The following is a 23,988-nucleotide window of genomic DNA, read 5'->3' as shown; positions in this document are numbered from 1 at the left end:
CGGTCCGAGCGCGAGGGCAAGGACCGCGCCCCGCCCACCGGCTCCATCCTTCGAGAACCAACACAGACTGTCCGATCAAGTCTCAGCTATCGCACGTCAGCCACGCCTCTTCCCGGCCAGCGCCCGGGCGACGAGTTCACGCTTGCTGTAGGCCGGATCGCCGGTGACCTCCGCGCCAAGCCAGTCAGGCCGAGTGAAGACCTCGTCCTCCGAGGACAGCTCGGTTTCCGTCAGGCCGAATCCGGCGAGCGGTTCCTGATGCACGTCCACCTCCCAGACATGCCGGTCGTGGCGGACAAGACAGCGCGTCTTGTCCAGCGTCACGCCGCAGAGGCGGCTCAGCATCTCCTTGGCTTCGCCGACGGGGATCGCCGACTCGAACAACGCCGCCGTCGCCGGAACTCGCCACCCTTGCCGATCTCCCGGCGCCCAGAGACGGTCGTGTCCCCAGTTCACACGCCTGCAGCGGTGGGAACTGGGGAATGAAACTCTCCGGGGCCGGGTGCTTCGCTGTGGATATCGAGATTGAGCCAGCTGGACGCGGCAGCCTTGACCATCGCGCCCATGCTGCGTGATCGTAGGCCAGAGGGGCCATCCGCGGTCGCCCCGTGAGGCTTCGGCCCAAGCATCGCGTCCACAGCGCGGGAGCGGGAGTTGACCGGCCTCGACCCGCTGGCGGCGGTGATCGGGGCGGGGCGGCTCAGGCTGCGACCGATCCTGATGACCTCCATCGCCTTCCTGGCCGGCGCCGTGCCGCTCGCGATCGCGACCGGGGCGGGGGCCGAGATGCGCCAGGCGATGGGCATCGCGGTCTCCGCCGGCATGGCGGGCGTGACCCTGCTCGGCCTGCTCTTTACGCCGGTTTTCTACGTCCTCGTGCGCAGGATCGTCCTGCACATGGGGAAGGCCACGGGCGATGCGCTGGTCCAGCGCGCGCCCGCCTGAGCAAGCTCTGCGGCTGTGCATGCCGGCGGCGCGGCCATCGGCGTGCACATCCCTGCTGACATATTTTGTCGCATTCGCGCAGCGCGATGTCGCGGAGTTCCCGGCATGAAGGCCGCATCCAGGAGCGTTCCATGCCTTCAGGCTTGAGCTTGCCGCTAACCGCACGTGCCTTCCTTGTTCTTGTCCTGCTCGCCGTGTCTTTGCTCGACCGGCCAGCCGCCGCGCATGAAGGGCATGACCACGGCGCCGCGCCCGAGACCATCGCCACTGCCCTGCCTCGGGCGGAGGCCCACAGCGATCTGTTCGAGATCGTCGCCATCCTGCAGCCCGGCGGTGCGCTCACCGTCACGCTCGACCGCTACGCCGACAACAGCCCCCTCGATGGTTCCGTAACCTTGACCCTTGATGGCCAGGAGGTGCCCGCCGAGCGTCAGGGAATCGGCCTCTTCGTGGCGCGGCACCCGCTGCTGGAACGGCCGGGCCGGCTCGACCTCGTCTTCACCGTCATGTCGGGTGAGGACATGGATCTGCTCACCGCGACGCTTGATGTGCCTGCGCCGGCAGCGGCGTCCGGCACGGCGGTCGAAGTGATGGCCCTGATGCGGGACAGCGTCGTCCAGATCGGCATCGGGGTCGGGCTGCTCGTGCTCGGCCTCCTGCTCGGGCGGGCATCCGTCCGCCGCCCCCTCCCGCCCATGGTCGAGGAGGCACCCGCCATCCGTCCGGTGGAGGCGTTGCCGGCCGGCACAAGGCGCGCCGCTGCGCTGCTGCTCGTCGCGCTCTTCGCCGCCGGCCCCGCCGGCGCCCAGCAGGCGCTGGTCACCGGCGAGGCACCACGCCGCCTGCAGGACGGTGCCATCTTCGTGCCGAAGCCGTCGCAGCGCCTGCTGAACCTGCGGACCCAGCTCACCGAGAATGGCGAGGCCTCGGCCGCGCTGCGCATGATCGGCACGCTGGTGCCGGACCCGAACGCCTCGGGCCGGGTGCAGGCCAGCCAGAACGGGCGGCTGGAGCCGGGCGATGCGGGCTTCCCGACGCTCGGCCAGCGGGTCGAACGCGGGCAGGTGCTCGCCTATGTCACGCCCACCTACAGCGCGGCCGAGCGCGGCGGCCTGATCCAGAACGCCGCCGAACTCGACGCGCAGATCACGATCCTGGAGGCGCGCGTCCGCCGCCTGACCACCCTGCGCGGCACCGTGGCGGAGCGCGAGATCCAGGACGCACAGGCGGAGCTTGCCGGTGCGCGGCAGCGGCGCACCGCGATCCAGCCCGCCCTGTCTGGGCGCGAGGCGCTGGTCGCGCCGGTCTCGGGCATCGTCTCCACCGTGCGCGGTGCCGTCGGCCAGCTCGTGGACAGCGCGACCACCGTCGTCGAGATCGTCGATCCGAGCCGCCTCTGGGTGGAGGCGCTCGCCTTCGATCGCGCGGCGCTGGAGCGCATCACCGGCGCCAACGCCACCCTGCCGGATGGCCGCGTGCTGGACCTCGTCTTCATGGGGCGGGGACTGACGGTGCGGCAGCAGGCGGTGCCGGTGAATTTCCGTGTGGACGATCCGCCGCCGGATGCGCCGATCGGCATCTCGGTCCTCGTCACCCTGCGCACGGCCCGCGCCGTGCAAGGCATCGTGCTGCCCGCCGATGCGGTGGTGCGCAGCGCCGAGGGGCCGCCGGTGGTGTTCGAGCACGCGACCGCCGAACGCTTCATCCCCCGCCAGGTGCGCGTGCAGCCGCTCGACGGCACGCGCGTGGTGGTGACGGCGGGGCTCGAGGCGGGGCAGCGGGTGGTGGTGCAGGGCGCGGCGCTGATCGCCCAGGTCCGCTGACAGGGATCGCTGAGCCATGCTGTTCAACGCGATCGTCGGCTTCTCGCTGCGCAACCGGCTGTTCGTGCTGGCCGCTGCGCTGCTGGTCAGCCTCTACGGGATTTTCACCCTCTCGCGCATGCCGGTGGATGTCTTCCCCGATCTCAACAAGCCCACCGTCACGCTCATGACCGAGGTCGAGGGCTTCGCGCCGGAGGAGGTCGAGCAGCTCGTCACCTTCCCGATCGAGACGGCGGTGAACGGGCTGCCCGGCGTCACGCGGGTACGGTCCGTCTCCTCGGTAGGGCTCTCGATCGTTTTCGTCGAGTTCGACTGGGGGGCCGACATCTGGCGCGCGCGCCAGCAGGTGAGCGAACGGCTCGGCCAGATCCAGGCGCAGCTGCCCCCGCGCGTGCTGCCGACGATGGCGCCGGTCTCCTCCATCATGGGGGAGATCATGCTGGTGGCGATGACGGCGCCCGCGGATGGCTCGCTCGGCCCGATGGAGCTGCGCGACCTGGCCGACTGGGTCATGCGTCCGCGGCTGCTGACCATTCCCGGCATCTCCCAGGTCATCCCGATCGGCGGCGAGGTGCGCCAGTTCCGCGTGATGCCGGACCTCGACCGCCTGCACGCGCTGGACCTGACCAACGAACAGCTCATCACCGCCCTGCGCCAGTTCGGCGGCAACGCCGGCGGCGGCTATGTGGACCAGGCGGGCCGCGAGTTCCTGATCCGCAACATCGGCCGCACCACCTCGCTCGAGGATCTGCGCAACGCCACGGTCGGCTTCCGCGAGGGCCAGCCCATCGCGCTCCGGCAGGTGGCGCGCGTCGAATACGGCCCGCGCTTCAAGCGCGGCGAGGCGGGCGTGGACGGGCAGCCTGCGGTCATCCTCGCCATCGCGAAGCAGCCCGGCGCCGACACGATCCGCCTGACGCGCGCGGTGGAAGTGGCGCTGGCTGAGCTGCAGGCCGGCATGCCGCGCGGCGTGGTGGCGGACCGCGTCAAGTTCCGCCAGGCGGATTTCATCGCGCAGTCCATCGCCAACCTGCAGCAGGTGCTGGCCGAGGCCTTCGTCGTGGTGGCGATCGTGCTGTTCGCCTTCCTGCTGAACACGCGCACCACCTTCATCTCGCTGACGGCCATCCCGCTGTCGATCCTGCTGACGGCCATCGTCTTCGCGGCCTTCGGACTGTCCATCAACACCATGACGCTGGGCGGGTTGGCCATCGCGGTGGGGGAGCTGGTCGATGATGCGGTGGTGGACGTGGAGAACATCCTGCGCCGCCTCAAGGAGAACGCCGCGCGCGCGGTGCCGGAGCCGGTGATGCAGGTGGTGGTCGCCGCCAGCGCGGAGGTCCGCTCCGGCATCGTCTACGCCACGCTGATCATCGTGCTGGTGTTCCTGCCGCTCTTCGCGCTGACCGGGATCGAGGGCCGGCTCTTCGCGCCGCTCGGCATCGCCTACATCGTCTCGATCCTCTGCTCGCTGCTGGTCGCGGTGACCGTCACGCCGGTGCTGTCGTATTGGCTGCTGCCGGGCATGCGGCGGGTGCATGCGGGCGATGGGGCGCTGGTGCGGGGCCTGAAGGCGGGGCAGGACCGGTTGCTGCGCTGGGCCTTTGCGCACCGTCCGCTGGTGCTCGGCGTGGCCTTCGGCGGCGTCGTTCTCGCCGCGGCCAGCGTGCCCTTCCTGCCGCGCGCCTTCCTGCCGCCCTTCAACGAGGGCACGCTGGTCATCAACGTCACCTACCAGCCGGGCATCTCGCTGGCGGAATCGGACGCGCTCGGCCGGGTGGCGGAACGCCTGCTGATGCAGGTCCCCGAGGTGAAGGGCGTGGGCCGCCGCACCGGCCGCGCGGAGCTCGACGAGCATGCCGAGGGCGTGCATTCCTCCGAGCTCGACCTCGACCTGCGCGAGGGCGGTCGCCCGCGTGCCGAGGTGCTGGCCGATATCCGCGCGCGGCTCGCTTCCCTGCCGGCCGCGGTGAATATCGGACAGCCGATCAGCCACCGGCTGGACCACATGCTGTCGGGCGTGCGGGCGCAGATCGCGCTCAAGATCTTCGGCGACGACCTCGACACGCTGCGCACGCTGGCGGAGACGCTGCGCGGAAGGCTGGCGGAGAACGTGCCGGGCCTCACCGACCTTCAGCTCGAGCGCCAGGTGCGGATCCCGCAACTGCGGATCGCCGTGGACCACGAGCGCGCCGGGCTCTACGGCGTCTCGGCGGCGGCGCTGACGGAGACGCTGGAATCGCTCACCGGCGGCACGGTCGTGAGCCAGATCCTGGACGGGGCGCGCCGATTCGACGTGGTGCTGCGCCTCGCCGACGAGGATCGCACCACGGCCCGCCTCGCCGAGGCGCTTGTGCCCACGCCGCATGGCCGCGTGCCACTCGGCCTGCTGGCGCGCGTCGAGGAAGGCGACGGGCCCAACCAGATCCTGCGCGAGGGCGCGCGCCGGCGCATCGTGGTGCTCGCCAACACGACGCCGGATGCCGACATGGCCCAGGTGATCGCCGGCATCCGCGCGGAGCTCGCTCGCATGCCGATGCCGACCGGCTACACCACGGCGCTGGAAGGCACCTTCCAGGCGCAGGAGGAAGCGATGCAGACCATCGCGGTCCTCGCCCTAATCTCGCTCGGCCTGATCTTCGTCGTGCTCTATTCGCGCTACCGTTCGGCCATGCTGGCGGTGATCATCATGGGCAACGTGCCCTTGGCGCTGATCGGTGCGGTCGCGGCGATCTGGATCGCGGGGCAGCCGCTCTCGGTCGCCACGCTGGTGGGCTTCGTGACGCTGACCGGCATCACCACCCGCAACGGCATCCTGAAGGTCAGCCATTACCTGAACCTGGCGCTCCACGAGGGCGAGCGCTGGGGCCTGGCGCTGGTACTCCGCGGCTCGGCCGAGCGGCTGACGCCGGTGCTGATGACCGCACTCTCGGCGGGCCTCGCGCTGATCCCGCTGGCCATCGGCGCCGATGCGCCGGGCAAGGAGATTCTGCACCCCGTTGCCATCACCATCCTGGGCGGCCTGGTCAGCGCCACGCTGCTCGACACGCTGGTGACGCCGATCCTGTTCCACCGCTTCGGCCGCCCGGCGCTGGAACGCCTGCGCGCCGGGGCGGAGGAACGCCGTGCTGGCGGCGCGCTCGCCGCCGAGACATTCTGAGCCGAGGAGACCCCAATGCCCACCAAGCGCAGCCTGATTTCCGCAACACTCCTCGGCCTGCCCTCCCTGGCGCTGGCGCATGGCCCCTCGCGCGGCCCGAATGGCGGCCAGCTGCAGGACATCGGCGGCTACCACGGCGAGCTGGTGGCGCAGGACGGGCGGCTGACCTTCTTCCTGTTCGACGCGAATGACCGCCCGCTCTCCGCGAACGGTGCCACCGCGACCGCCATCGTGCTCGGCGGCGGCCGGCAGCAAACCGTGACCTTCGCGCCGCGGCCGGATGGCGCGGCGCTGGTCGCCAGCGGCGATTTCCGCGCCGATCCCAGCCTGCGCGTGGTCGTGCAGCTGGTGCCCAGCCCCGGGCAGCCCCGCATCCAGGCGCGCTACGCGCCCATCGAAGCGGCCAGATGAGCGACACCGCGGAACGCCGTCTGCTCGACCCCGAGGCGCACATCCTTATCGTCGAGGATGATGGCGAGATGCGGAACCTCGTCGCGCGCCTGCTGCGGGAAGCGGCTCTGCGGGTCTCCACGGCCCGCGATGGTCGCGAGATGTGGGATCTTCTGGACAGTCCGGCGGGCCAGCCGGACCTTGTCCTGCTCGACGTGATGCTGCCAGGGGCCTCGGGCCTCGACCTGCTCCGACGCCTGCGGGAGCGTTCGCGCGTGCCGGTCCTGATGCTGACGGCGCGGGGGGAGGAGATGGACCGGGTGCTCGGCCTCGAGCTCGGCGCCGACGACTATGTGGCGAAGCCCTTCGCCCCGCGCGAACTGGTCGCACGGGTCCGCGCGCTGCTGCGCCGCGCGGCCCCAGCGGGCGCGCAGCCCGACCCGCGGTCGCGGCGCCTCGCCTTCTCCGGCTGGGTGCTCGATACGGCGCGGCGGGAACTCACCTCGCCCGAGGGTGTGGCGGTCGATCTCTCCGGGGCGGAGTACGACCTGCTGATGGCCTTCCTGGAACATCCGCAGCGCGTCCTGTCGCGCGAGCAGCTTCTCGAGGTCGCGAAGCGTCGCGTCGGTACGGATCCCTTCGATCGGACGGTGGACGTGCAGGTCAGCCGCCTGCGCCGCAAGATCGAGCCGGAAGACGACAGCCCCTCCCTAATCAAGACCGTGCGCGGCGCGGGCTATGTGCTGGTGGCGGATGTGACGCGCGCATGAGATCGCGTGCATGAGGTCCCTTTGGCCGGCCAGCCTGGCCGGACGCATCACGCTGCTGCTGCTGGGCGGGCTGATGCTGCTGCACATCGGCAGCATGTGGGTGCATGAGCGCGCGCTGCGTGGCTCCGCCCAAGGGGCCAGGCTCGAGCGCATGGCCGACCAGATCCTGGCCGCACGCGCAGCCGTCGCGCGGCTGCCCGAGGCGGCGCGCGACGCGGCAGCGCACGCCATCTCGCGACCGGGCATCGAGATCCATTGGGATCGTGTCGCGCCGCTGCCGGCGGCAGCGGCGCCCGATGCATTGGCCGAAGCGGCAACGCGGCTCGGCGCCGGTGCGCGTCTGGGCTGGGATCCGAAGGCAGAGCCCGGACACCGTGTGCTGGGCGCGGTGCCGGCCGAGGGTGGCTGGATCGTCTTCTCGGCGCCATGGCTCGCTGCGGGCGGGGGAGCGCTCGACCACGGCGCGATCCCTTCCATGGTCGCGATGGCGCTCGGGATCGCGCTGGTCTCGATCCTGGTCGTGCGCTGGATCACCGGACCGCTGCGGCGCCTCTCCGCGGCGGCGGACCGCATCGGCCGCGACCCGAGCCCTCGGCCCGTGCCGATGGAGGGGCCGGAGGAGGTGCGCCACGCGGCCGCGGCCTTCAACGCCATGCAGGACCGCATCGCGCGATTGCTGGAGGACCGGACGGAAGCCCTGGCGGCGATGAGCCACGACCTGCGCACGCCGCTCTCCCGCCTGCAACTGCGCGTGGGCTTCCTGCCGGAGGGCGAGGATCGCGCGCGGCTGGAGGCCGACATCGCCGAGATGGAATCGATGATCGCGCGCACCCTCGACTACATCCGCGAGGGCCGCGACGCCGAGCCGGTGCGGCCCGCCGATCTGGCGGCGATCCTGCAGACGCTGGCGTCGGACGCCGCCGACCAGGGGCACGACGTGGTCTATGAGGGCCCGGGACGCGCAGTGCTGCCGCTCCGTCGCATCGCCGCGAAGCGTGCGGTCTCGAACCTGGTGGACAATGCGCTGCGCCATGGCCGGCCCCCGGTGCGGCTGCGCATCCGGGACGAAGGGCCGATGCTCGCTGTCGAGGTGTCGGACGCCGGAGCCGGGATCGCGGAGGCCGACCGTGCCCGGGCGGTGGCGCCCTTCGTGCAGCTCGACCCGGCCCGCAGCGGCTCGGGGGTTGGCCTGGGCCTGGCGATCGCGCAGCGCTTCGCGCAGGCCAGCAACGGCAGCCTGGAACTCCGCGAGTCCTCCGAGGGTGGGCTCCTGGTCAGGCTTCTCCTGCCGCGCCAGGGCGGCTGAGCGCCGCACCGCGGTGACATACTTTGTCATGCCGCAGAGAGGCTCCGCAGCGCCGCCGCCGTCATGTTGATGGGGTATCAGACACGGAGATCGTTCCATGCGTCGCATGCTTCTGACTGCAACCGCCGCCATCGCTGTTCTGGGTGCCGGGGGCCTGATGCTGGCCCAGGCCCAGCCGCAGCACGGCGCCGGGCACGGAATGCCGATGATGCAGGGTCAGGCCATGCCCCAAGGGATGCCGATGATGCAGGGCGGTGGGCAGGCCGGCCATGCCGCTCAGCAGACGCCGGCCAACGCAAGCCCGGTCACGCGAGCCTTCATGGCGGCGAACGAGAGGATGCATCGCGACATGGCGATCACCTTCTCCGGGAATGCCGATCGCGACTTCGTTGCAGGCATGATCCCGCACCATCAGGGCGCCATCGACATGGCCCAGATCGTGCTGGAACACGGCACCGATCCGGAGGTGCGGGCGATCGCGGAGGCCGTCATCCGCGAACAGGAGCGCGAGATCGTGCAGATGCGCGCGATCCTGGCCCGGATGCCGGCGCGATGAGGCGCCGCGGCCTCCTCGCCACCGCTCTTGTGGCCGCGGCGGGGCCTGCTCTGGCGCAGCGTGGCGAGCGGGTTGAGGTCTGGCGCGACCCGAACTGCGGCTGCTGTCCCGGCTGGGTCGCGCATCTCCGGGCAGCGGGCTTCGCCGTCGAGGATCGCGTCGTCGCCTCGGTGGCACCGTTCCGCAGAACGCTGGCAACGCCGCCGGACCTGCTCTCCTGCCATGCTGCGCGGGTCTCGGGCGTCGGTCTGGAGGGTCACGTGCCCGTGCTGGCGATCCGCCGCCTGCTCGCGGAGCGGCCCGCCGGCGTGATCGGACTTGCAGTGCCGGCGATGCCCGCCGGCTCGCCCGGGATGGAAGTCCCTGCGCAGCCGCCCGACACCTACGAGGTGGTTGCCTGGCGCGCCGACGGCACGCACGGACCCTTCATGCGCTTTGTGGGTGCCCAGCCTGCCTGACAACGAAGAAGGAGAAGACCATGAGGAAGCTCAGCATGTTCACGGCGGCCGGCATCCTTGCGTTCGGGCTGGCCGGAAGCGCGCTCGCACAGGCGCCGGCTCCGCCGGGCGCGGCATCTGATCCGCACCATCCGGAAGCCCCCGCCGCCACCCCGCAGCCGGCGCCGCCGCCGGCGCAACGCGGCGCGCCCACCCCCGGCATGGCTGGGCCGGGCGGCGGGATGATGGGCGGCGGGATGATGGGCGGCGACATGGGCCGCATGATGCAGCCCATGATGCAGCAGATGATGCAGGGCCGCATGGCTGCGGCAGCAATGCAGCCCTTCCGCCGGATCGAGGGGCAGCTCGCCTATTTCCGTGCAGAACTGCGGATCACCGACGCCCAGGCCCAGCCCTGGAACGCCTTCGCGGCTGCCGTCCGGACCCAGGCCGAAAGGCTTCGCCAGGCCACGCAGCAGGCGATGGCCGGCACCACCGAGCCCGGCCCGGCACCGCAGCAGATGGAGCGTCGCATCGCCCTTCTCTCGGCTCATCTTGAGGCGATGCGCGCCGTCGCCGCAGCCGCGACGCCGCTCTATGAGGCGCTGTCGGAGGAGCAGCGGCGCACCGCCGACGAGCTGATGGCCGAACACTTCCGCGGCATGCGGATGGGTATGAGGATGCCGTGACGTGGCGCGGACGCAACCTTCGGCACGGAGGGCGCGCCATCCTGGTGGCGGACACGCACCGGAAACGCCGTGATCGGCTTCGCACTGGTCGGCGCCTTCTATGTGCTGCGGGAGCATTGGGGCCACGCGCTCGGCGCGCTGCCCTACCTGCTGATCCTCGCCTTTCGCGGGCGGTGATGCGTAACATCCGCCAGAACCTGTTCTTCGCCTTCGCCTACAACGCCGCCGGCGTGCCGGTCGCCGCGGGGGTGCTGTATCCGCTCTTCGGGATCCTGCTCTCGCCGGTGATCGCGGCAGCGGCGATGGCGCTGTCGTCGGTCAGCGTGGTCGCCAACGCGCTCAGGCTGCGGGCTGCGCGGGTCGGTTAGGGGGACTTATCTAGGGCGAGCTTGCAGGTGTTTTCTCCGCTCGCAGATCCCGTCTACCGGCGCCTGTTCCTGGCGCAGGTGCTATCGCTGCTCGGCACCGGGCTCGCGACCGTGGCGCTCGGGCTGCTAGCCTTCGAGCTTGCCGGTGCAGAGGCCGGTGCGGTGCTCGGGACAGCGCTGGCGATCAAGATGGTGGCCTATGTCGGCATCGCGCCGGTGGCGGGCGCCTTCGTGCATCTGGTGCCGCGCCGGACGCTGCTGGTCGCGCTCGACATCCTGCGCGCCGCCGTCGCGGTGTGCCTGCCTTTCATCACTGAGGTCTGGCAGATCTACGCCCTGATTTTCCTGCTGCAGTCGGGCTCGGCCGCCTTCACGCCAACCTTCCAGGCGACCATACCCGACATCCTGTCGGACGAAGGAGAATACACGAAGGCGCTCTCGCTCTCGCGCCTCGCCTACGACCTGGAGGCGCTGGCCAGCCCTGCCATCGCCGCGGCGCTGCTGGGCGTGATGGGCTTCCACTGGCTGTTCGGGCTGAATGCGCTCGGCTTCCTCGCCTCGGCCGCCCTGGTGCTCTCGGTCCTCCTGCCGTCGCCGAAGCCCGCGACCTCTTCGGAGGGAGCGTGGGGCCGGACGACGCGCGGGGCGCGCATCTACCTCGCCACGCCGCGGCTGCGGGGGCTCCTGGCTCTGAACCTCTCCGTAGCGGCGGCGGGGGCGATGGTGATCGTGAACACCGTGGTGCTGGTGCGGGCCGGCTTCGGCCTGGGCGATCGCGAGGTGGCCTGGACGCTCGCCGCCTACGGTCTGGGGTCGATGGCGGCGGCACTCGCTCTGCCGTGCCTGCTCCTGCCGGGGCGGCGGGTGACGGACCGGACGGCGATGCTGGCCGGCGCTGCGCTGCTCGTGCTTGGCATGCTCCTCGGCCCGTTGGTGCCGGCGTGGCCGGCGCTGCTGCCGGTCTGGGCGCTGCTCGGCCTCGGCAACGGGCTGGTGCTGACGCCAAGCGGCCGGCTGCTGCGGCGCTCCGCGCACGCGGGCGACCGACCGGCGCTGTTCGCCGCGCAGTTCGCCCTCAGCCACGCCTGCTGGCTGCTGACCTATCCGCTCGCCGGCGGCCTTGGCGCCGCGCTCGGCCTCGGCCCGACCTTCCTGGTGCTAGCGGCGTTGGCCGGGGCCGGACTGACCGGCGGCGCCCTCCTGTGGCCGCGCGCCGAACCGGAGGAGCTGGAGCACCACAGATGCTGAACGAGCCCTTCGCGCGCTCCCTGCCGCCCGCATCGTCGTCCCAGGCGAGAGGCACCGCCTGGGTAGCGGCCAGGAGGGCGCGCCGCGGCCGTTCGGTGGGCAAGCCCGTCCATGACTCTGGAGGGCCCGCCTGACCAGGCGGTCCTGCTGTCCGGCCACGGCGGCCAGGATCTGCATCTGCGTGTCGGTGAGCTTCATCGTCGGGGTTTCCGGTCCAGCCCCCGACCAGCCGGGCGCTACCAGCCCGAGCCCTGCAGGCCGCCACCTGTCAGCGCTGTGCCGGGATCGGCATCGGCGCGACAACACGCTTCGCTCCGTTTGCCCACGAAGCCAAGGGAGTTTGCAGCCCGGTCCTCTGGAACCCGCCGAGCGGGGCCGCGGCCGATATTGCACAACGTCGGCATCGGCGAGGCACCGGTCGGCGGAAAATCCTTCGTCGCAGATCAGTAGAATACCAAGGCGAACCAGCAGCGCGCCGGCTCGCGATAGGCACCGCGCACCATCAGCGTCATCGGCTTGATCGCACGCATTCCCGCGGCGAGGGACCAGCGGAGCAGCCCTGCCTGACGGCTGAGCCCTCCTTCCGCAAGGTGCCTTCGTCGTTCACCCATGCGTAGACGATGACCTGCGGCCTGCTGTCGAAACGGAAAAACAGGCGGAATCGCCCGAGGGACTTGGCCCGGCGCCATCCCTTGGTATCGGCGCCGAGCGTGTTCCCCTGTTCGTATTCCGGCCCAGCAGGGTTCTTGGGGATCTCGCCGACGATCAGCTCGACGACGCGCTCGAGGAGCTTCGCTTTGGCGGAGCCCTCCCATCCCGGCGTGCCGCGCGCCTTCGCCGCGGCCACCTCGCCGGCGATCCCGAACAGCTCGCCACTGAAAATTGGCAAAATTGCAGGGTGAGCCACGGCGGCCTCTGTGGGAAAGATGCCGACCACGTCGGCGCGGCGCTTCACCTCCTTGTTCAGCCGTTCGACCGACCTGCCGCACTGGACAGCTGCGCTTCTGCCGCCTTCGCTCGACAGCTGACGGCGGGAGACGCCGCCACTTCCGGAGGACGCAGCATGGACCACCTGCTACCGATCGCCGAGCGAGCCGGCGCGCTGCTAAGGGCGCGCAAGGAGACGATCGCCGTCGCGGAGAGCTCGACCGGCGGTCTTGTTTCGGCAGCGCTGCTCGCCGTCCCGGGAGCCTCGGCCTATTTCATCGGTGGCGGCGTCGTCTACACGCGCGCGGCCCGGGAGGTGCTGCTCGACGTCCCCGGCAGCCTGCTGCAGCGTACGGCATCCGCCTCAGAGCAAATGGCGGCACTGCTGGCCGAGGCGACCCGGCAGCGCCTCGGCGCGACTTGGGGCCTCGGCGAGGCAGGGGCGGCGGGCCCCACCGGCAACCGCTACGGCCATGCCGCGGGACATGGCGTCTTCGCCGTCGCCGGGCCGGTCGGACGCGCGCGCACCATCGAGACCGGCCAGACCGACCGCGTCGACAACATGCGCGCATTCGGCATGACGTTGCTGGGGATGCTGGTGGAGGCGCTTGAGGAAGCGCCGTGAGGCCGATCCGCCTCGGCGGCCCGCCCACGGGGCGGGCCGGAAATCTGGGGGGCAGGGGAGGGGCCGAAGCCCCGCCCCTTTGGAGTTCAGGCCGCGCCCTTCAGCTCGGCCATGCGCTCAGTCAGTGCCCAGAGCGCGCGGTAGAGGCGCATGTCGCCATCGATGCCCGTCACCTCCCGCGACGTGACACGCCGCGGCCGGTTCTGCGCATCGCGCCCCCACGCGGTCAGGCCGCCCCGGATGGCGTTCTCCGCACCCGGTTGAAGGTGCGCAAGAGATCGTTGCCGGCATCCTTTACACGCCGTAGTGCGAGCAATTGCTTCGATCGGGGTCTCGGTCCGGCCCTCCGCATTGCCGAAGCGCAGCGCCTGAGCAGCCTCGCCGAAGGCACGCTGCTCGTCCTGCGTGAGCGTCACGCCGCGCCATGCCGGCGCTGCAGCCAGAACTCGTCGTAGCCGGCCTCTGGCGCTGGCGGGCCACGGCGGAGGGATACTCGGCGAGGGCGCTGATGGCGTCTCCGCACGCCTCCTTGGGCCTTGCTTGTATGCGCTGGTGGCCTCGAATTGTCGCCATCGAAGCGATGCTGTCGCGGCGCTGGATCGCGCTGCTTGGCAGACGGGCCCCGCGGCTGCGCCAACGCAATACGAGTTCGAGCGTGGGGTGTACTCCCGCGCGATCACCCTCGCTATGGTCGAGGCTTCGCCGCTCCCCGACTTGGTGCCGGCCGCCGTGGCGATACCAGGGTCAGACTGCTGAGCTGGCCGTCACGGTCGATGTCGTCGGCAAACGGCATCCGTTCGAGAAGGAAGGCCGTCGCGCTCTCGATCTCGGCGCGAAGCAGCGCGGCCACTTCCTCCGCCGCGCCGCGCCGCAGCTGCTTCAGCATGGCGGCGTGATGCGTCACGCCGGGCGGGCGTGTCACGATCAGCCAGCGCGCGTCATGAAACATCGGCCCGCGCCGCAGCCAGGTGGATTCGATCATGCCGAGCAGCATCGGCGCCGCCGCCGCGCGATATAGGGCAAAGAGGAACTCCCGGTCGGCGCGCAGCACCGCTTCCGGATCGCCCGCCTGCCGCGCCGAAAGTTCCGTCGCAAGGATAGCCGAGAGCTGCTTCACGACTGCCCGGTCGCAACGTGGCACAGCCATTCGCGCGGCGAGCGGCTCGAGCTGCGCGCGGATTGTGGAGAGCTCGGTGAAGGCGGCACGCGTCAGCCGCGGCACGATCGCCGTGCCGGAGGGCAGCAAGTCCACGGCCTGTTCCGCCGCCAGGCGGCGCAGCGCGGTGCGCGCGGGCATCGGGCTGGTGCCGAGCGCGGCAGCGACGCGGCGGATCGAGAGCTTCTGTCCCGGCGGGAAGGCACCCTCCACCAGAGCCTGCCGCAACTGGTGATAGGCCTGCTCCTCCAGCGACGCGGGCTCTGATGAACGGGCTTGCATCGGCCGCACTGCTGTGATCACACTTTCGACGAATACGCGATCACGCGAGGGGGTGCAATGAAGCGACCAGGAGGTCCGACCCAGGCTTCCGCCCGCCCGCCGTGCACCGCGGTGCCTGACCGGTGAGCGCGCCCGCAACCGCCCAGCGCAACAGCGATGTCGCCTCCGCCGTCGCCGAGGCGCGCGCCCGCTACGTCGCCGCACGCCCCGCCAGCGCCGCACTGCATCGGGAAGCCGTCGCCGTACTGCCCGGCGGCAACACGCGCAGCGTGCTGGCCTATGGCCCTTTCCCCACCGCGATGGCGCGCGGCGAGGGCTGCAGGCTCTGGGATATCGATGGGCGCGAATATCTCGACCTCTGCGGCGAATACACTGCGGGGCTGTTCGGCCATTCCGACCGGCGCATTCAGGCCGCGTTGCAGGCGGCGCTGGCGCGCGGGCTGAATCTGGCGGCGGTGGGCGAGGCGGAGGTGCGGCTGGCGCAGATCCTCTGCCGCCGCTTCGCCTCGATAGAGCGCGTGCGCTTCGCCAACAGCGGCACGGAAGCCAACCTGATGGCGGTGACCGCGGCGCGCGCCTTCACCGGTCGCCCGGCAATCATGGCCTTCCGCGGTGGCTATCACGGCGGCGTGCTGACCTTCCCCCTGAGCGGCACCAGCCCGGCCGTGGCGCCCTACCCCGTCGTGCTCGCGGACTACAACGACGCCGGCGGCGCGGTCGCGCTGATCCGCGCGCACGTCAAGGATCTCGCCGCGGTGCTGGTGGAGCCGATGCTCGGCTCCGGCGGCTGCATCCCGGCTCATGCGGACTTCCTGCGCGCGCTGCGCGAGGCGACGCAGGAAGCAGGCGCGCTGCTGATCCTGGACGAGGTCATGACGTCGCGCATGTCGGCGGGGGGACAGCAGGCGCGGCTCGGCCTGGCGCCCGACCTAACGACCCTCGGCAAGTATGTCGCGGGCGGGATGAGCTTCGGCGCCTTCGGCGGGCGGGCCGATGTGATGGACGCCTTCGGCGGGCCGATCCCGCATGCCGGCACGTTCAACAACAACGTGCTGTCCATGGCCGGCGGCGTGGTCGCGATGGGCGAGGTCTTTGACGATGCCGCCGCCGACGCGCTCTTCGCGCGCGGGGAGGCGCTGCGGGAGCGGCTGAACGCGCTCTGCCGCAAGGCCGGCGTGCCGATGGTCTTCACCGGCCTTGGCTCGCTGCTCTGCCCACATTTCGGCGACGGGCCCTTCGACCGGCCGGTTGCGCCCACGCCGGTCGTCGACGGGCTGCGCGAGCTCTTCTTCTTCGACATGCTAGAGGCCGGCATCTACCTCGCTCGCCGCGGCATGGCCGCCCTGAGCCTACCAGTCAGCGGCGCCGAACTCGACCGCTACGCCAACGCGGTGGCCGATTTCCTGACGCTGCGGGGACCGCTGCTGCAGGACGCAAGGATTGCGGCATGATCCGTCGCCCCGCCCATTCCATGATGCGCTGAGGACCGGATGGACCCGTCGATCTTCCACCCCGACTTCAAGCCCCGCCCCTTCTGGTGGGAGGCGGTCGAGATCGGGGATGAGGAGCAGGCGGAGCCGCCTTCGCGCGCCGATGTTGTGATCGTCGGCGGTGGCCTCACGGGCCTCAACTGCGCCATCGAGCTCGGCCGCGGCGGCGCCAAGGCCGTGGTGCTGGAGGCGGAGGAACTCGGCTTCGGCGCCTCCACCCGCAATGGCGGCGGCATCTCCGGCGGCAACAGCGTGGGCAAGGGCCTGTCGGGATCGAAGGCGCGGCAGAGCCCGGCCGAGGAGCAGGATTGGCTGCGCGAGATCATCGGCGGCGCCTCCGAGGGGCTGTCTTACATCGAGGCGCTGATCCAGCGCGAAGACATCGCCTGCCACTACGAGCGCACCGGTCGCTTCGTCGGCGCCTGGGCGCCGAAGCACTATGAGGGGATGGCCGGGAAGCTCGACGCGCTGAACCGCTATGGCGAGGCCGACGCCTACATGCTGCCGCGCGAGCGCCAGCGAGAGGAGATGGCGTCGGACTTCTACCGCGGCGGCATGGTGGTGAACCGCACGGGCAAGCTGCATCCCGCGCTCTATCACCGCGGCCTGATGGACGCGGCGCGGCGCCATGGGGCGATGCTGGTCGGCCACACGCGGGCTGGCGCGCTGACCCGCACCGCCGGCGGCTGGCGCGTGGAGACGTCGCGCGGCGCGATCGAGGCGAATGAGGTGGTGATCGCCACCAACGGCTACACCGGCGATCTCACGCCCGACCTCAAGCGGCGCATCATCCCCGTGGCCTCGCACATCATCGCCACCGAGGAGATTGAACCCGATCTCGCGCGCAGCCTAATCCCGAAGGGGCGGACGCTGGCGGATTCCTGCCGCATCCTCTGCTACTACCGGCTATCCCACGACAATCGCCGGGTGATCTTCGGCGGCAGGCCGCGCTTCACGCAGGTGCCGCCCGAGACCTCGGCGCCGCTCCTGCACGGCATGATGCTGGCGCGCTGGCCGCAGCTCAAGGGGGTGCGGGTGACGCATGCCTGGACGGGCAACCTGGCCTTCGCCTTCGACTACCTCCCCCACATGGGCGTGACGCCGAAGGGGCTGCACTACGCCATGGGCTGCAACGGATCCGGCGTGGCGATCCTGTCCTGGCTGGGTGCCGAGGTCGGACGGAAGATCCTGGGCAAGAGCAACCGCGCGCCGGTCTTCGACGGCCGCGACTTCCCGACCCGCGCCTTCTACACCGGCAAGCCCTGGGTGCTGCCGCTGGTCGGCAACTGGTACCGCTTCCGCGACTGGCTTGATCGGCGGGCGGCGTGAGGCAGGGGACCGGACACGACCGATGAGGATTGGAATAGAGATCGGCGGCACCTTCACGGACCTGATCCTGCTGCGCGACGGCAGGGCGCCGGTGACGTTGAAGGTCAGCTCCACTCCCTGGGACCCGAGCGAGGGGGCGTTGCTCGGCGTGCGCCGACTGCTCGATGAAGCCGGCGTCGGCTGGGACGAGGTTCAGGAGATCCTGCACGGCTCCACCGTCGCGACCAACAGCCTGATCGAGCGCAAGGGCGTGCGACTCACGCTGCTGACGACCGAGGGCTTCGAGGATGTCCTGCTGATCGGGCGGCAGGAGAAGACGCGGATCTACGACCAGTTCTACCAGCGCCCCGCGCCACTGGTCCCGCGGGAGGCGATCCTCGGCGTGCCGGAGCGGCTCGGCGCCGATGGTGAGGTCGTGCAGGCGCTGGACGAGGAAGCGCTCGTCGCGCGGGTCGGCCGCGCGGTACGCGATCATGGCGCGACGTCCGTCGCCATCGCGTTCCTGCATGCCTACCGCAATCCCGTGCACGAGCGCCGGGCGCGCACGGTGATCGAGGCGGCCTTTCCGGGCCTCGATGTCTCGCTCTCCTCCGACATCGCGCCGGAGTTCCGCGAGTACGAGCGCACCTCCACCACCGTCATCAACGCCTATGTGCGCCCGGTCGTGCGGCGCTACGTCACGCGCATGCAGGACGCGCTGCGCGAGTGGGGCTATCGCCGCGATCTCATGATCATGCAGTCCAACGGCGGCGTGCTGCCGGCGGAGGCGGCGGCGAACCTGCCGGTGCGCATGTTCCTCTCCGGCCCCGCGGCCGGCGTGGCGGGCGCCTGTTTCGTCGCGCGGCATTGCGGCACGCCGAACCTGCTGACGATGGATATCGGCGGGACGTCCTGCGACATCGCGCTGGTGATGGACGGCCAGGCGATGATGGCGGCGCGCGGCCTTGCAGAGTACCGGATCGACGGCAACCCCATCAACGTCCGCATGATGGACATCACCACCATCGGTGCCGGCGGCGGGTCGATCGCCTGGCTCGACGATGGCGGCATGCTTCGCGTCGGGCCGCGCAGCGCCGGCGCGCAGCCCGGCCCGGCCTGCTATGCGCGCGGCGGCACCGACTTCACGCTGACCGATGCGCTGGTGATCCTCGGCCTGATGGATCCCGACCGCTTCCTCGGCGGGACGATGCGCATCGATCCCGCGCTCTCGCGGAGCGCGGCCGAGCCTCTGGCGGCGCGACTCGGCATGTCGGCCGAGGAACTGGCGCGCGCGGTATTGCGGATCGCGGTTGTGAACATCGCCCAGGCGATCCGCCAGAGCACGGTGCAGCGCGGCCGCGATCCCCGCGACTTCGCCATCTTGCCCTATGGCGGCGGCGGCGCGCTGTTCGCCGCCAGCGTGGCGGAGGCGATGGACATCGACGCTGTCATCGTGCCGCCCAACCCCGGCATCTTCTCGGCCTATGGGCTGACGGCGTCCGAGATCCGGCTGGACTACACCCATGCCGATCCCGGCCGGAAGCTGGCCGCCCTGGACGCCGCGACGATCCTCGCGGCCTTCAATGCGCTGGCCGCACGCGCACGGGCGGAATTCGCGGGCTTCGGCGTGCCTGCGGACAGCGTCGCGACGACGCTGCTCGCCGATGCCCGCTACACCGGCCAGGGCTTCGAGCTGACGGTGAAGGTCGCTCGCGGCGCAATCGAAGCGCACGGCCCCGCGGTCATCGCGGAGGCCTTCCACGCCGCGCATGCCGCGCGCTACGGCTATGCCTTTCCTGGCCAGGGAGTCGAGATCGTGAACTACCGGCTGGAGGCGAGCGTCCCGCGCGAGGGCGTGATGCCCGAGCCCGCCGGTGCCACCACCATGCCCGCGCCGGCGACGCGCAAGGTACGCCTGAACGGCGAGGAGGACTGGGCGACCTATGAGCGCGCGGAACTGCCGATCGGCACCGCGCTGCAGGGCCCCGCGATCGTCTTCGAGCCGACCTCTGCCACGGCGGTGCCGACGGGCTGGCGGCTGGATGTCGACCGGTACGGCAACCTGCTGCTGAACCGCGACAGGGAGTAGCGCGCCATGCCCCTCGATCCCGTTACCTTCAGCACCACGACCAGCATGTTCCAGTCCATCGCGAACGAGATGGGCTCGGTCATGCTGCTCTCGGCCTATTCCTCCATCGCGCGGGAAGCGAAGGACACCTCGACCTGCCTGCTCGACGCCAGCGGGCGCGTGGTGGCACAGGCTGTGATGATCCCGATGCACATGAACTCGCTTTCCTCTGCCGTCGCCTATCTCAGGGAGAAGTTCGACCTCGCCGCCACCGAGCCCGACGAGCTCTATGTGATGAACCACCCCTATGCGAACGGGCAGCACCTGCACGACATCATCCTGATGCTGCCGATCTTCCACCAGGACCGGCTCTGCGGCTTCGCCGGCAGCATCTCGCACCACGTGGACATGGGCGGCGGCGCGATTATCAGCGCGACGGCTACGGAGCTGTTCCAGGAAGGCCTGATCATCCCGCCGATGAAATTGAAGGAGAACGTCGCCTTCCATGGGGGCGTGCTGGAGCAGATGCTCGGCGCCAATGTCCGCGCGCCGGGCCTGGTACTCGGCGACTACCGCGCGCAGCACTTCGCTTGCCTGCGCGGGCGGGAACTGCTGCAGAAGATGGTGGACCGCTTCGGCGCCGATGTCGTGGCCCAGGCCATGACGGAGTTGCAGGACTACTCCGAGCGCTACATGCGCGCCAACCTCGCTCGGCTGCCCGACGGCGTCTATCGCGGCGAGGATGTCTGCGACCCCCTAAAGCCCGGCGACCCGCCCATCCCGATCCGCGTCACCGTCACCGTTGCCGGCGAGGAGGTCGTGGTCGATCTCAGCGACTGCGCGGACCAGGTGGAAGGACCGGTGAACTCGCCGATCGCCTCGACCTTCTCCGCGGTCTTCACCTTCTTCGTTTCCATGATGTCGGAAACCGCACCGGTGAACGACGGCAGCTACCGCCCCGTGACGGTGAAGACGCGCAAGGGCTCGATCGCCGACCCAATCTATCCCGCGCCGGTGCGCTCCCGCATGTCCACCTGCTACCGCATCTTCAGCGCGCTGCGCGCAGCCTTCGCCGAAGTGGTGCCGGAACGCGTCGCGGCCTGCGGGCACGAAACCACGACCTCCGTCGCCTTCAGCCGCAAGACGCCAGGGCGCTACCAAGTCTATCACGAGGTTATCTCGGGCGGGCTCGGCGCCTCGATGCACGGGCCGGGCTGCGACGGGGTCGCGCAGCCGTTGTCCAACACCGGCAACACGCCGATCGAGGTGATGGAGCTCGACCTCGATTTTGCGCGCGTCCGCTCCTATGGCCTCATCACCGGATCGGGCGGCGAGGGGCTGCACCGCGGCGGGATGGGCATCCGCAAGGTGTACGAGATCCTCGCGGATGGCGTAACCTTCTGCAGCAACGGCGACCGCTGCGAGAGCGCGCCCTGGGGCGTGGCCGGGGGAAGCCCCGGCACGCCGAGCGCCTTCCGCATCCGGCGCGGCAACGAAGTGATCAGGTTGGGCGCGCTCAACACGATCCATACTCGGAAGGGTGATCTGATCGAAGTGGAAACCTGCGGCGGCGGCGGCTGGGGCAGGCCCGGCACGGCGCCCAGGACGTGAACCCAGAAGGAGAGACTCGCATGACCAAGTCGTCCCGCCCGGCCTGGCGCCGCCGGGCCCTCGGCCTTTTCGCCGCCGCCATGGCCCTGGCGCCGGGCCTCGCATCCGCGCAGGAGTATCCGACGCGGCCGGTGCGCGTCCTGGTGCCCTATGCCGCCGGTGGCACCACGGACATCCTGGCGCGGCTCGTCTCCGAAGGGCTTGCGCAGAAATTCGGCCAGCCCTTCGTGGTGGAGAACAGGCCCGGCGCGGGCACGGCGCTGGCAGCGCAGCAGTTGGTCCGCGCGCCGGCCGATGGCTACACGCTGCTGGTCAGCACCGTCTCTACAACCGCCTTCATGCCGCTGCTCAATCGCAATGCTGGATACACTGCGGACCAGATCGCGCCGGTCGCAATGATCGGGCGAGCGCCGATGGTGCTCGACGTGCCCGCGAATTCGCCCTTCCGCACGGTGCGTGACCTGGTGGAGTACGCAAAGGCCAATCCGGGCCGGCTGAATGCCGCGACTCAGGGTGCGGGTGCGACGTCGCACCTGACGGCGGAGCTGCTGCGCGCAGCGGCAGGCATCACCTTCGTGCCCGTGCACTACCAAGGCAGCGCGCCGGGGCTGGTCGCGGCGATCGCGGGCCAAGTGGATTTCTACTTCGACGGCGTCGCCACCTCCGTCCCGCATGTGCGCGAGGGCCGGCTGCGCGGCCTGGCGGTGACGGGCGAGAGGCGCACGCCCGGCCTGCCCGACGTGCCGACGATGCGCGAGGCCGGCTATCCCGACGTCACCGTCTATTCCTGGTACGGCTTCCTCGCGCCCACCGGGACACCGGCTGCCGTGATCGAGCGGCTGAACCGCGAGGTCAATGCGATCATCCGCAGCCCCGCCATCGTGGACCGCCTGCTTCGCGAGGGCGGCGAGCCGATGGCGATGAGCACCGCGGAATTCGCGCGCTTCGTCGACGAGGAACGCGAGATGTGGCGCGGCGTGATCACGCGCTTCGACATCAAGCTGGAGTAGCCGGCCCACCTTGTCCGCTCTCTTCCAGCCGATCGCGCTGCGCGGCATCACGCTGCCCAACCGCATCGCGATCTCGCCGATGTACCAGGACAGCGCGGTGGATGGCTGCGCGACGGACTGGCACCTAATCCATCTCGGCGATCTCGCGCTCTCCGGCGCCGGGCTTCTCATCATCGAGGCCACGGGCGTCGAGCCCGAGGGACGCATCAGCCCGGGCTGCCTCGGCTCTATTCCGACGCCGCGGAGGCGGCCCTGGCGCGCGTGCTCGACGTCGTGCGGCGCTACAGCGCGATGCCCATCGGCATCCAGCTTGGCCATGCCGGCCGCAAGGCCGCGACGCGCCCGCCCTGGCAGGTCGGCGGCCCGCATGGCCGTACGCTGGCACCGGGGGAAGGCGGCTGGGCGACGGTAGGGCCCTCATCGCTCGCCTTCGGGTCGGGCTGGCCGGTGCCGGCGGCGCTGGATGAAGCGGGTATGGACCGCATCGTCGTGGCCTTCGCGCAAGCGACGGCGCGCTGCGCACGGCTCGGCCTGGATCTGATCGAACTGCATTCCCCGCGCATGGCTACCTGATGAGCGCCTTCCTCTCGCCGCTCGCCAACTGGCGGCAGGACGGATACGGCGGCGATATCGAGGGGCGTATGCGCTTTCCCCTGCGCATCGTGGAGGCGGTGCGCGCGGCCTGGCCCGCGGACCGCCCGCTCGGCGTGCGCTGCAGCGGCACCGACTTGGCGAAAGGCGGCATCACGCCGGAGGAGGCCGTGACCTACGCACAGGCGCTTCGGCGCCTTGGCTGCGACTACGTCGATGTGTCGAGCGGGGGCAATGCCGCGGTCCAAATCCCACTCGGTCCGGGCTACCAGGTGCCGCTGGCCGAGCGCATCCGACGCGAGAGCGGGCTCGCCACCATGGCTGTCGGCCTGATCCGCGATCCGCACCACGCTGAGGCGATCGTTGCGTCTGGCCAGGCTGACATGGTCGCGCTCGGCCGCGCCATGCTGAACGACCCGCGCTGGCCTTGGCACGCCGCGGAAGCGCTCGGTGCGACGGTGGCGATGCCTCCACCCTATTGGCGCGGCGCGATTACCGCCGGCGTGCCGCATTTCGACACGCGTGCCGCAGCTTCGTCATAGGTCTGGCGGAGGGGCGCTTGGGTTGCGCGCGCTTCTTTAAGCGCCGGCAGCGAACGGCGTCGTCAGCACGCCCCCGGCTGCCGTGTTTCGGCTGCCGCGTCGTATGCCTATATGCCCGCCGGCGATCGCCTGTTCGGCGCCGATCCGGGGTCCCGTTTCCGGGCTGATTGAAACGCCTTAGCAAGGGTCGGCCCCAGCCGCCGTCTACCGGATGACCGCTTCGGGGCGAACTGAGCGGTAGGGGCTGCAGGACGCGGAACCGGTGTGCTTGGTTCGTGCCGCTCAGGGTGATTTCAGCCTCCGTCCTGTGGCGTCACCCCAGGAAGCCGCGGCGTTCGAGGCGATCGCGGTGCGGCGGGTCACCGCATGCAGCTGACAGGCCCAGTGACCGCGAAGCCGCGCGAATTGGGCACCGATGAGAGATCAAGCGGGATCACCGGCCTCGACCTTCGGTTGCCTCGCTTACCTGGCTCCAGAAGCCGGTCTTCCGGCCGTGCTTGGCGCGCAGGCGGCTGATGAACACCTCGTGCGTCTCGAGTGTCCCGAAGTCCTGGATGCTGGCCACGAGTGACCGGCATTCGAGGAGGTGGACACCTCCGATAACCGTTTGCTTGGTGCGGCCCGGGGTTAGGCCGGGATTAGCGCGGCGCCGAGTGGGAGAGAGTGGGATCGCTGCGGCGGTGGCG

The 23,988-nt window shown here is 70.7% G+C and carries 23 protein-coding genes and 3 pseudogenes; 20 read left to right on the top strand and 6 right to left on the bottom strand.

Annotated elements, in window-relative coordinates; translation table 11 throughout:
* Nucleotides 1-96: 96 nt before the first annotated feature.
* Nucleotides 97-384: a hypothetical protein gene (locus ACESM1_RS27910; RefSeq protein WP_372624499.1), complete on the bottom strand. Its 288-nt coding sequence runs from the start codon at nucleotides 382-384 to the stop codon at nucleotides 97-99.
* Nucleotides 385-627: 243 nt separating this feature from the next.
* Here ACESM1_RS27910 and ACESM1_RS27905 point away from each other — a divergent pair.
* From ACESM1_RS27905 to ACESM1_RS27850, 12 genes and pseudogenes are all read left to right on the top strand, one after another.
* A pseudogene (locus tag ACESM1_RS27905) lies at nucleotides 628-945 on the top strand (efflux RND transporter permease subunit); the annotation flags it as partial.
* A gap of 131 nt (nucleotides 946-1,076) precedes the next feature.
* Complete coding sequence (locus tag ACESM1_RS27900) at nucleotides 1,077-2,768, top strand: efflux RND transporter periplasmic adaptor subunit (protein ID WP_372624498.1); 1,692 nt, start codon at nucleotides 1,077-1,079, stop codon at nucleotides 2,766-2,768.
* Between the two features lie 16 nt (nucleotides 2,769-2,784).
* Nucleotides 2,785-5,928 (top strand): efflux RND transporter permease subunit, encoded by a 3,144-nt coding sequence (locus ACESM1_RS27895; RefSeq protein ID WP_372624497.1) that lies wholly within the window; start codon nucleotides 2,785-2,787, stop codon nucleotides 5,926-5,928.
* A gap of 15 nt (nucleotides 5,929-5,943) precedes the next feature.
* Nucleotides 5,944-6,339 carry a hypothetical protein gene (locus ACESM1_RS27890; RefSeq protein WP_372624496.1) on the top strand — a complete coding sequence of 132 codons (396 nt, stop codon included), beginning with the start codon at nucleotides 5,944-5,946 and terminating at the stop codon, nucleotides 6,337-6,339.
* Nucleotides 6,336-7,088 carry a response regulator transcription factor gene (locus ACESM1_RS27885; protein ID WP_372624495.1) on the top strand — a complete coding sequence of 251 codons (753 nt, stop codon included), beginning with the start codon at nucleotides 6,336-6,338 and terminating at the stop codon, nucleotides 7,086-7,088. The genes ACESM1_RS27890 and ACESM1_RS27885 overlap by 4 nt, the downstream gene beginning before the upstream one ends.
* A gap of 10 nt (nucleotides 7,089-7,098) precedes the next feature.
* Entirely contained in the window at nucleotides 7,099-8,394 is a 1,296-nt protein-coding gene (locus tag ACESM1_RS27880; protein WP_372624494.1) for an ATP-binding protein, read from the top strand.
* A gap of 157 nt (nucleotides 8,395-8,551) precedes the next feature.
* Nucleotides 8,552-8,950 (top strand): DUF305 domain-containing protein, encoded by a 399-nt coding sequence (locus tag ACESM1_RS27875; protein ID WP_372624493.1) that lies wholly within the window; start codon nucleotides 8,552-8,554, stop codon nucleotides 8,948-8,950.
* Nucleotides 8,947-9,408: a DUF411 domain-containing protein gene (locus tag ACESM1_RS27870; protein WP_372624492.1), complete on the top strand. Its 462-nt coding sequence runs from the start codon at nucleotides 8,947-8,949 to the stop codon at nucleotides 9,406-9,408. The genes ACESM1_RS27875 and ACESM1_RS27870 overlap by 4 nt, the downstream gene beginning before the upstream one ends.
* 20 nt (nucleotides 9,409-9,428) lie before the next feature.
* Nucleotides 9,429-10,076 (top strand): Spy/CpxP family protein refolding chaperone, encoded by a 648-nt coding sequence (locus tag ACESM1_RS27865; RefSeq protein ID WP_372624491.1) that lies wholly within the window; start codon nucleotides 9,429-9,431, stop codon nucleotides 10,074-10,076.
* A gap of 69 nt (nucleotides 10,077-10,145) precedes the next feature.
* Nucleotides 10,146-10,253 (top strand): DUF2933 domain-containing protein, encoded by a 108-nt coding sequence (locus ACESM1_RS27860; RefSeq protein ID WP_372624490.1) that lies wholly within the window; start codon nucleotides 10,146-10,148, stop codon nucleotides 10,251-10,253.
* Nucleotides 10,238-10,444, top strand: a pseudogene (locus ACESM1_RS27855) (hypothetical protein); the annotation flags it as partial. The gene ACESM1_RS27860 and the pseudogene ACESM1_RS27855, both read left to right, overlap by 16 nt.
* A 27-nt stretch (nucleotides 10,445-10,471) precedes the next feature.
* Nucleotides 10,472-11,692, top strand: a complete 1,221-nt coding sequence (locus ACESM1_RS27850) for an MFS transporter (RefSeq protein ID WP_372624489.1) — start codon at nucleotides 10,472-10,474, stop codon at nucleotides 11,690-11,692.
* 508 nt (nucleotides 11,693-12,200) lie between these two features.
* Here ACESM1_RS27850 and ACESM1_RS27845 read toward each other — a convergent pair.
* A complete protein-coding gene (locus ACESM1_RS27845) occupies nucleotides 12,201-12,599 on the bottom strand; it encodes a type II toxin-antitoxin system YhaV family toxin (RefSeq protein ID WP_372624500.1) in 399 nt (132 codons plus the stop codon).
* Nucleotides 12,597-12,671: pseudogene (locus ACESM1_RS27840) on the bottom strand (transposase); the annotation flags it as partial. The gene ACESM1_RS27845 and the pseudogene ACESM1_RS27840, both read right to left, overlap by 3 nt.
* 84 nt (nucleotides 12,672-12,755) lie before the next feature.
* Between ACESM1_RS27840 and ACESM1_RS27835 the strand changes: the two are divergent.
* Nucleotides 12,756-13,244, top strand: coding sequence for a CinA family protein (locus ACESM1_RS27835; RefSeq protein WP_372624488.1), 489 nt, complete (start codon nucleotides 12,756-12,758; stop codon nucleotides 13,242-13,244).
* An 86-nt stretch (nucleotides 13,245-13,330) separates the two neighbouring features.
* Here ACESM1_RS27835 and ACESM1_RS27830 read toward each other — a convergent pair whose 3' ends face one another.
* Nucleotides 13,331-13,660 (bottom strand): hypothetical protein, encoded by a 330-nt coding sequence (locus ACESM1_RS27830; RefSeq protein ID WP_372624487.1) that lies wholly within the window; start codon nucleotides 13,658-13,660, stop codon nucleotides 13,331-13,333.
* Between the two features lie 269 nt (nucleotides 13,661-13,929).
* The gene (locus tag ACESM1_RS27825) at nucleotides 13,930-14,682 is read right to left on the bottom strand and encodes a GntR family transcriptional regulator (RefSeq protein WP_372624486.1); all 753 of its coding nucleotides are present in this window, start codon (nucleotides 14,680-14,682) and stop codon (nucleotides 13,930-13,932) included.
* 122 nt (nucleotides 14,683-14,804) lie between these two features.
* Here ACESM1_RS27825 and ACESM1_RS27820 point away from each other — a divergent pair, with 122 nt between their 5' ends.
* The 7 genes from ACESM1_RS27820 (at nucleotide 14,805) to ACESM1_RS30380 (ending at nucleotide 23,302) form a co-directional block, all read left to right on the top strand.
* The gene (locus ACESM1_RS27820) at nucleotides 14,805-16,133 is read left to right on the top strand and encodes an aspartate aminotransferase family protein (protein WP_372624485.1); all 1,329 of its coding nucleotides are present in this window, start codon (nucleotides 14,805-14,807) and stop codon (nucleotides 16,131-16,133) included.
* A gap of 39 nt (nucleotides 16,134-16,172) precedes the next feature.
* Nucleotides 16,173-17,501: an NAD(P)/FAD-dependent oxidoreductase gene (locus ACESM1_RS27815; RefSeq protein WP_372624484.1), complete on the top strand. Its 1,329-nt coding sequence runs from the start codon at nucleotides 16,173-16,175 to the stop codon at nucleotides 17,499-17,501.
* Between the two features lie 22 nt (nucleotides 17,502-17,523).
* Nucleotides 17,524-19,569 carry a hydantoinase/oxoprolinase family protein gene (locus tag ACESM1_RS27810; protein WP_372624483.1) on the top strand — a complete coding sequence of 682 codons (2,046 nt, stop codon included), beginning with the start codon at nucleotides 17,524-17,526 and terminating at the stop codon, nucleotides 19,567-19,569.
* Nucleotides 19,570-19,575: 6 nt separating this feature from the next.
* Entirely contained in the window at nucleotides 19,576-21,159 is a 1,584-nt protein-coding gene (locus tag ACESM1_RS27805; protein ID WP_372624482.1) for a hydantoinase B/oxoprolinase family protein, read from the top strand.
* 20 nt (nucleotides 21,160-21,179) lie between these two features.
* Entirely contained in the window at nucleotides 21,180-22,169 is a 990-nt protein-coding gene (locus ACESM1_RS27800) for a Bug family tripartite tricarboxylate transporter substrate binding protein (RefSeq protein WP_372624481.1), read from the top strand.
* A gap of 261 nt (nucleotides 22,170-22,430) precedes the next feature.
* Nucleotides 22,431-22,742: a hypothetical protein gene (locus ACESM1_RS30385; RefSeq protein ID WP_408874597.1), complete on the top strand. Its 312-nt coding sequence runs from the start codon at nucleotides 22,431-22,433 to the stop codon at nucleotides 22,740-22,742.
* Nucleotides 22,742-23,302: a hypothetical protein gene (locus ACESM1_RS30380; RefSeq protein ID WP_408874596.1), complete on the top strand. Its 561-nt coding sequence runs from the start codon at nucleotides 22,742-22,744 to the stop codon at nucleotides 23,300-23,302. Before ACESM1_RS30385 ends, ACESM1_RS30380 begins: the two co-directional genes overlap by 1 nt.
* A 433-nt stretch (nucleotides 23,303-23,735) precedes the next feature.
* Here the strand turns inward: ACESM1_RS30380 and ACESM1_RS27790 are convergent.
* Nucleotides 23,736-23,988, bottom strand: a 253-nt coding sequence (locus ACESM1_RS27790) for a DUF6880 family protein (RefSeq protein ID WP_372624480.1), incomplete at its 5' end; no start/stop codon positions are given.

The sequence above is a fragment of the Falsiroseomonas sp. genome, from assembly GCF_041690465.1.
Taxonomy (GTDB): domain Bacteria; phylum Pseudomonadota; class Alphaproteobacteria; order Acetobacterales; family Acetobacteraceae; genus Falsiroseomonas.
The sequence above is the reverse complement of the archived record's forward strand: the minus strand, read 5'-3'. Positions and strand labels throughout refer to the sequence as shown.

Excerpts from the sequence above, each read along its gene's own strand:
- ACESM1_RS27825 (WP_372624486.1), bottom strand. The coding sequence starts at position 14,682 with ATGCAAGCCCGTTCATCAGAGCCCGCGTCGCTGGAGGAGCAGGCCTAT.
- ACESM1_RS27870 (WP_372624492.1), top strand. The coding sequence starts at position 8,947 with ATGAGGCGCCGCGGCCTCCTCGCCACCGCTCTTGTGGCCGCGGCGGGG.
- ACESM1_RS27880 (WP_372624494.1), top strand. The coding sequence starts at position 7,099 with ATGAGGTCCCTTTGGCCGGCCAGCCTGGCCGGACGCATCACGCTGCTG.
- ACESM1_RS27900 (WP_372624498.1), top strand. The coding sequence starts at position 1,077 with ATGCCTTCAGGCTTGAGCTTGCCGCTAACCGCACGTGCCTTCCTTGTT.
- ACESM1_RS27875 (WP_372624493.1), top strand. The coding sequence starts at position 8,552 with ATGCTGGCCCAGGCCCAGCCGCAGCACGGCGCCGGGCACGGAATGCCG.
- ACESM1_RS27810 (WP_372624483.1), top strand. The coding sequence starts at position 17,524 with ATGAGGATTGGAATAGAGATCGGCGGCACCTTCACGGACCTGATCCTG.
- ACESM1_RS27890 (WP_372624496.1), top strand. The coding sequence starts at position 5,944 with ATGCCCACCAAGCGCAGCCTGATTTCCGCAACACTCCTCGGCCTGCCC.
- ACESM1_RS27895 (WP_372624497.1), top strand. The coding sequence starts at position 2,785 with ATGCTGTTCAACGCGATCGTCGGCTTCTCGCTGCGCAACCGGCTGTTC.
- ACESM1_RS27885 (WP_372624495.1), top strand. The coding sequence starts at position 6,336 with ATGAGCGACACCGCGGAACGCCGTCTGCTCGACCCCGAGGCGCACATC.
- ACESM1_RS27815 (WP_372624484.1), top strand. The coding sequence starts at position 16,173 with ATGGACCCGTCGATCTTCCACCCCGACTTCAAGCCCCGCCCCTTCTGG.
- ACESM1_RS27835 (WP_372624488.1), top strand. The coding sequence starts at position 12,756 with ATGGACCACCTGCTACCGATCGCCGAGCGAGCCGGCGCGCTGCTAAGG.
- ACESM1_RS27800 (WP_372624481.1), top strand. The coding sequence starts at position 21,180 with ATGACCAAGTCGTCCCGCCCGGCCTGGCGCCGCCGGGCCCTCGGCCTT.
- ACESM1_RS27805 (WP_372624482.1), top strand. The coding sequence starts at position 19,576 with ATGCCCCTCGATCCCGTTACCTTCAGCACCACGACCAGCATGTTCCAG.
- ACESM1_RS30380 (WP_408874596.1), top strand. The coding sequence starts at position 22,742 with ATGAGCGCCTTCCTCTCGCCGCTCGCCAACTGGCGGCAGGACGGATAC.
- ACESM1_RS27865 (WP_372624491.1), top strand. The coding sequence starts at position 9,429 with ATGAGGAAGCTCAGCATGTTCACGGCGGCCGGCATCCTTGCGTTCGGG.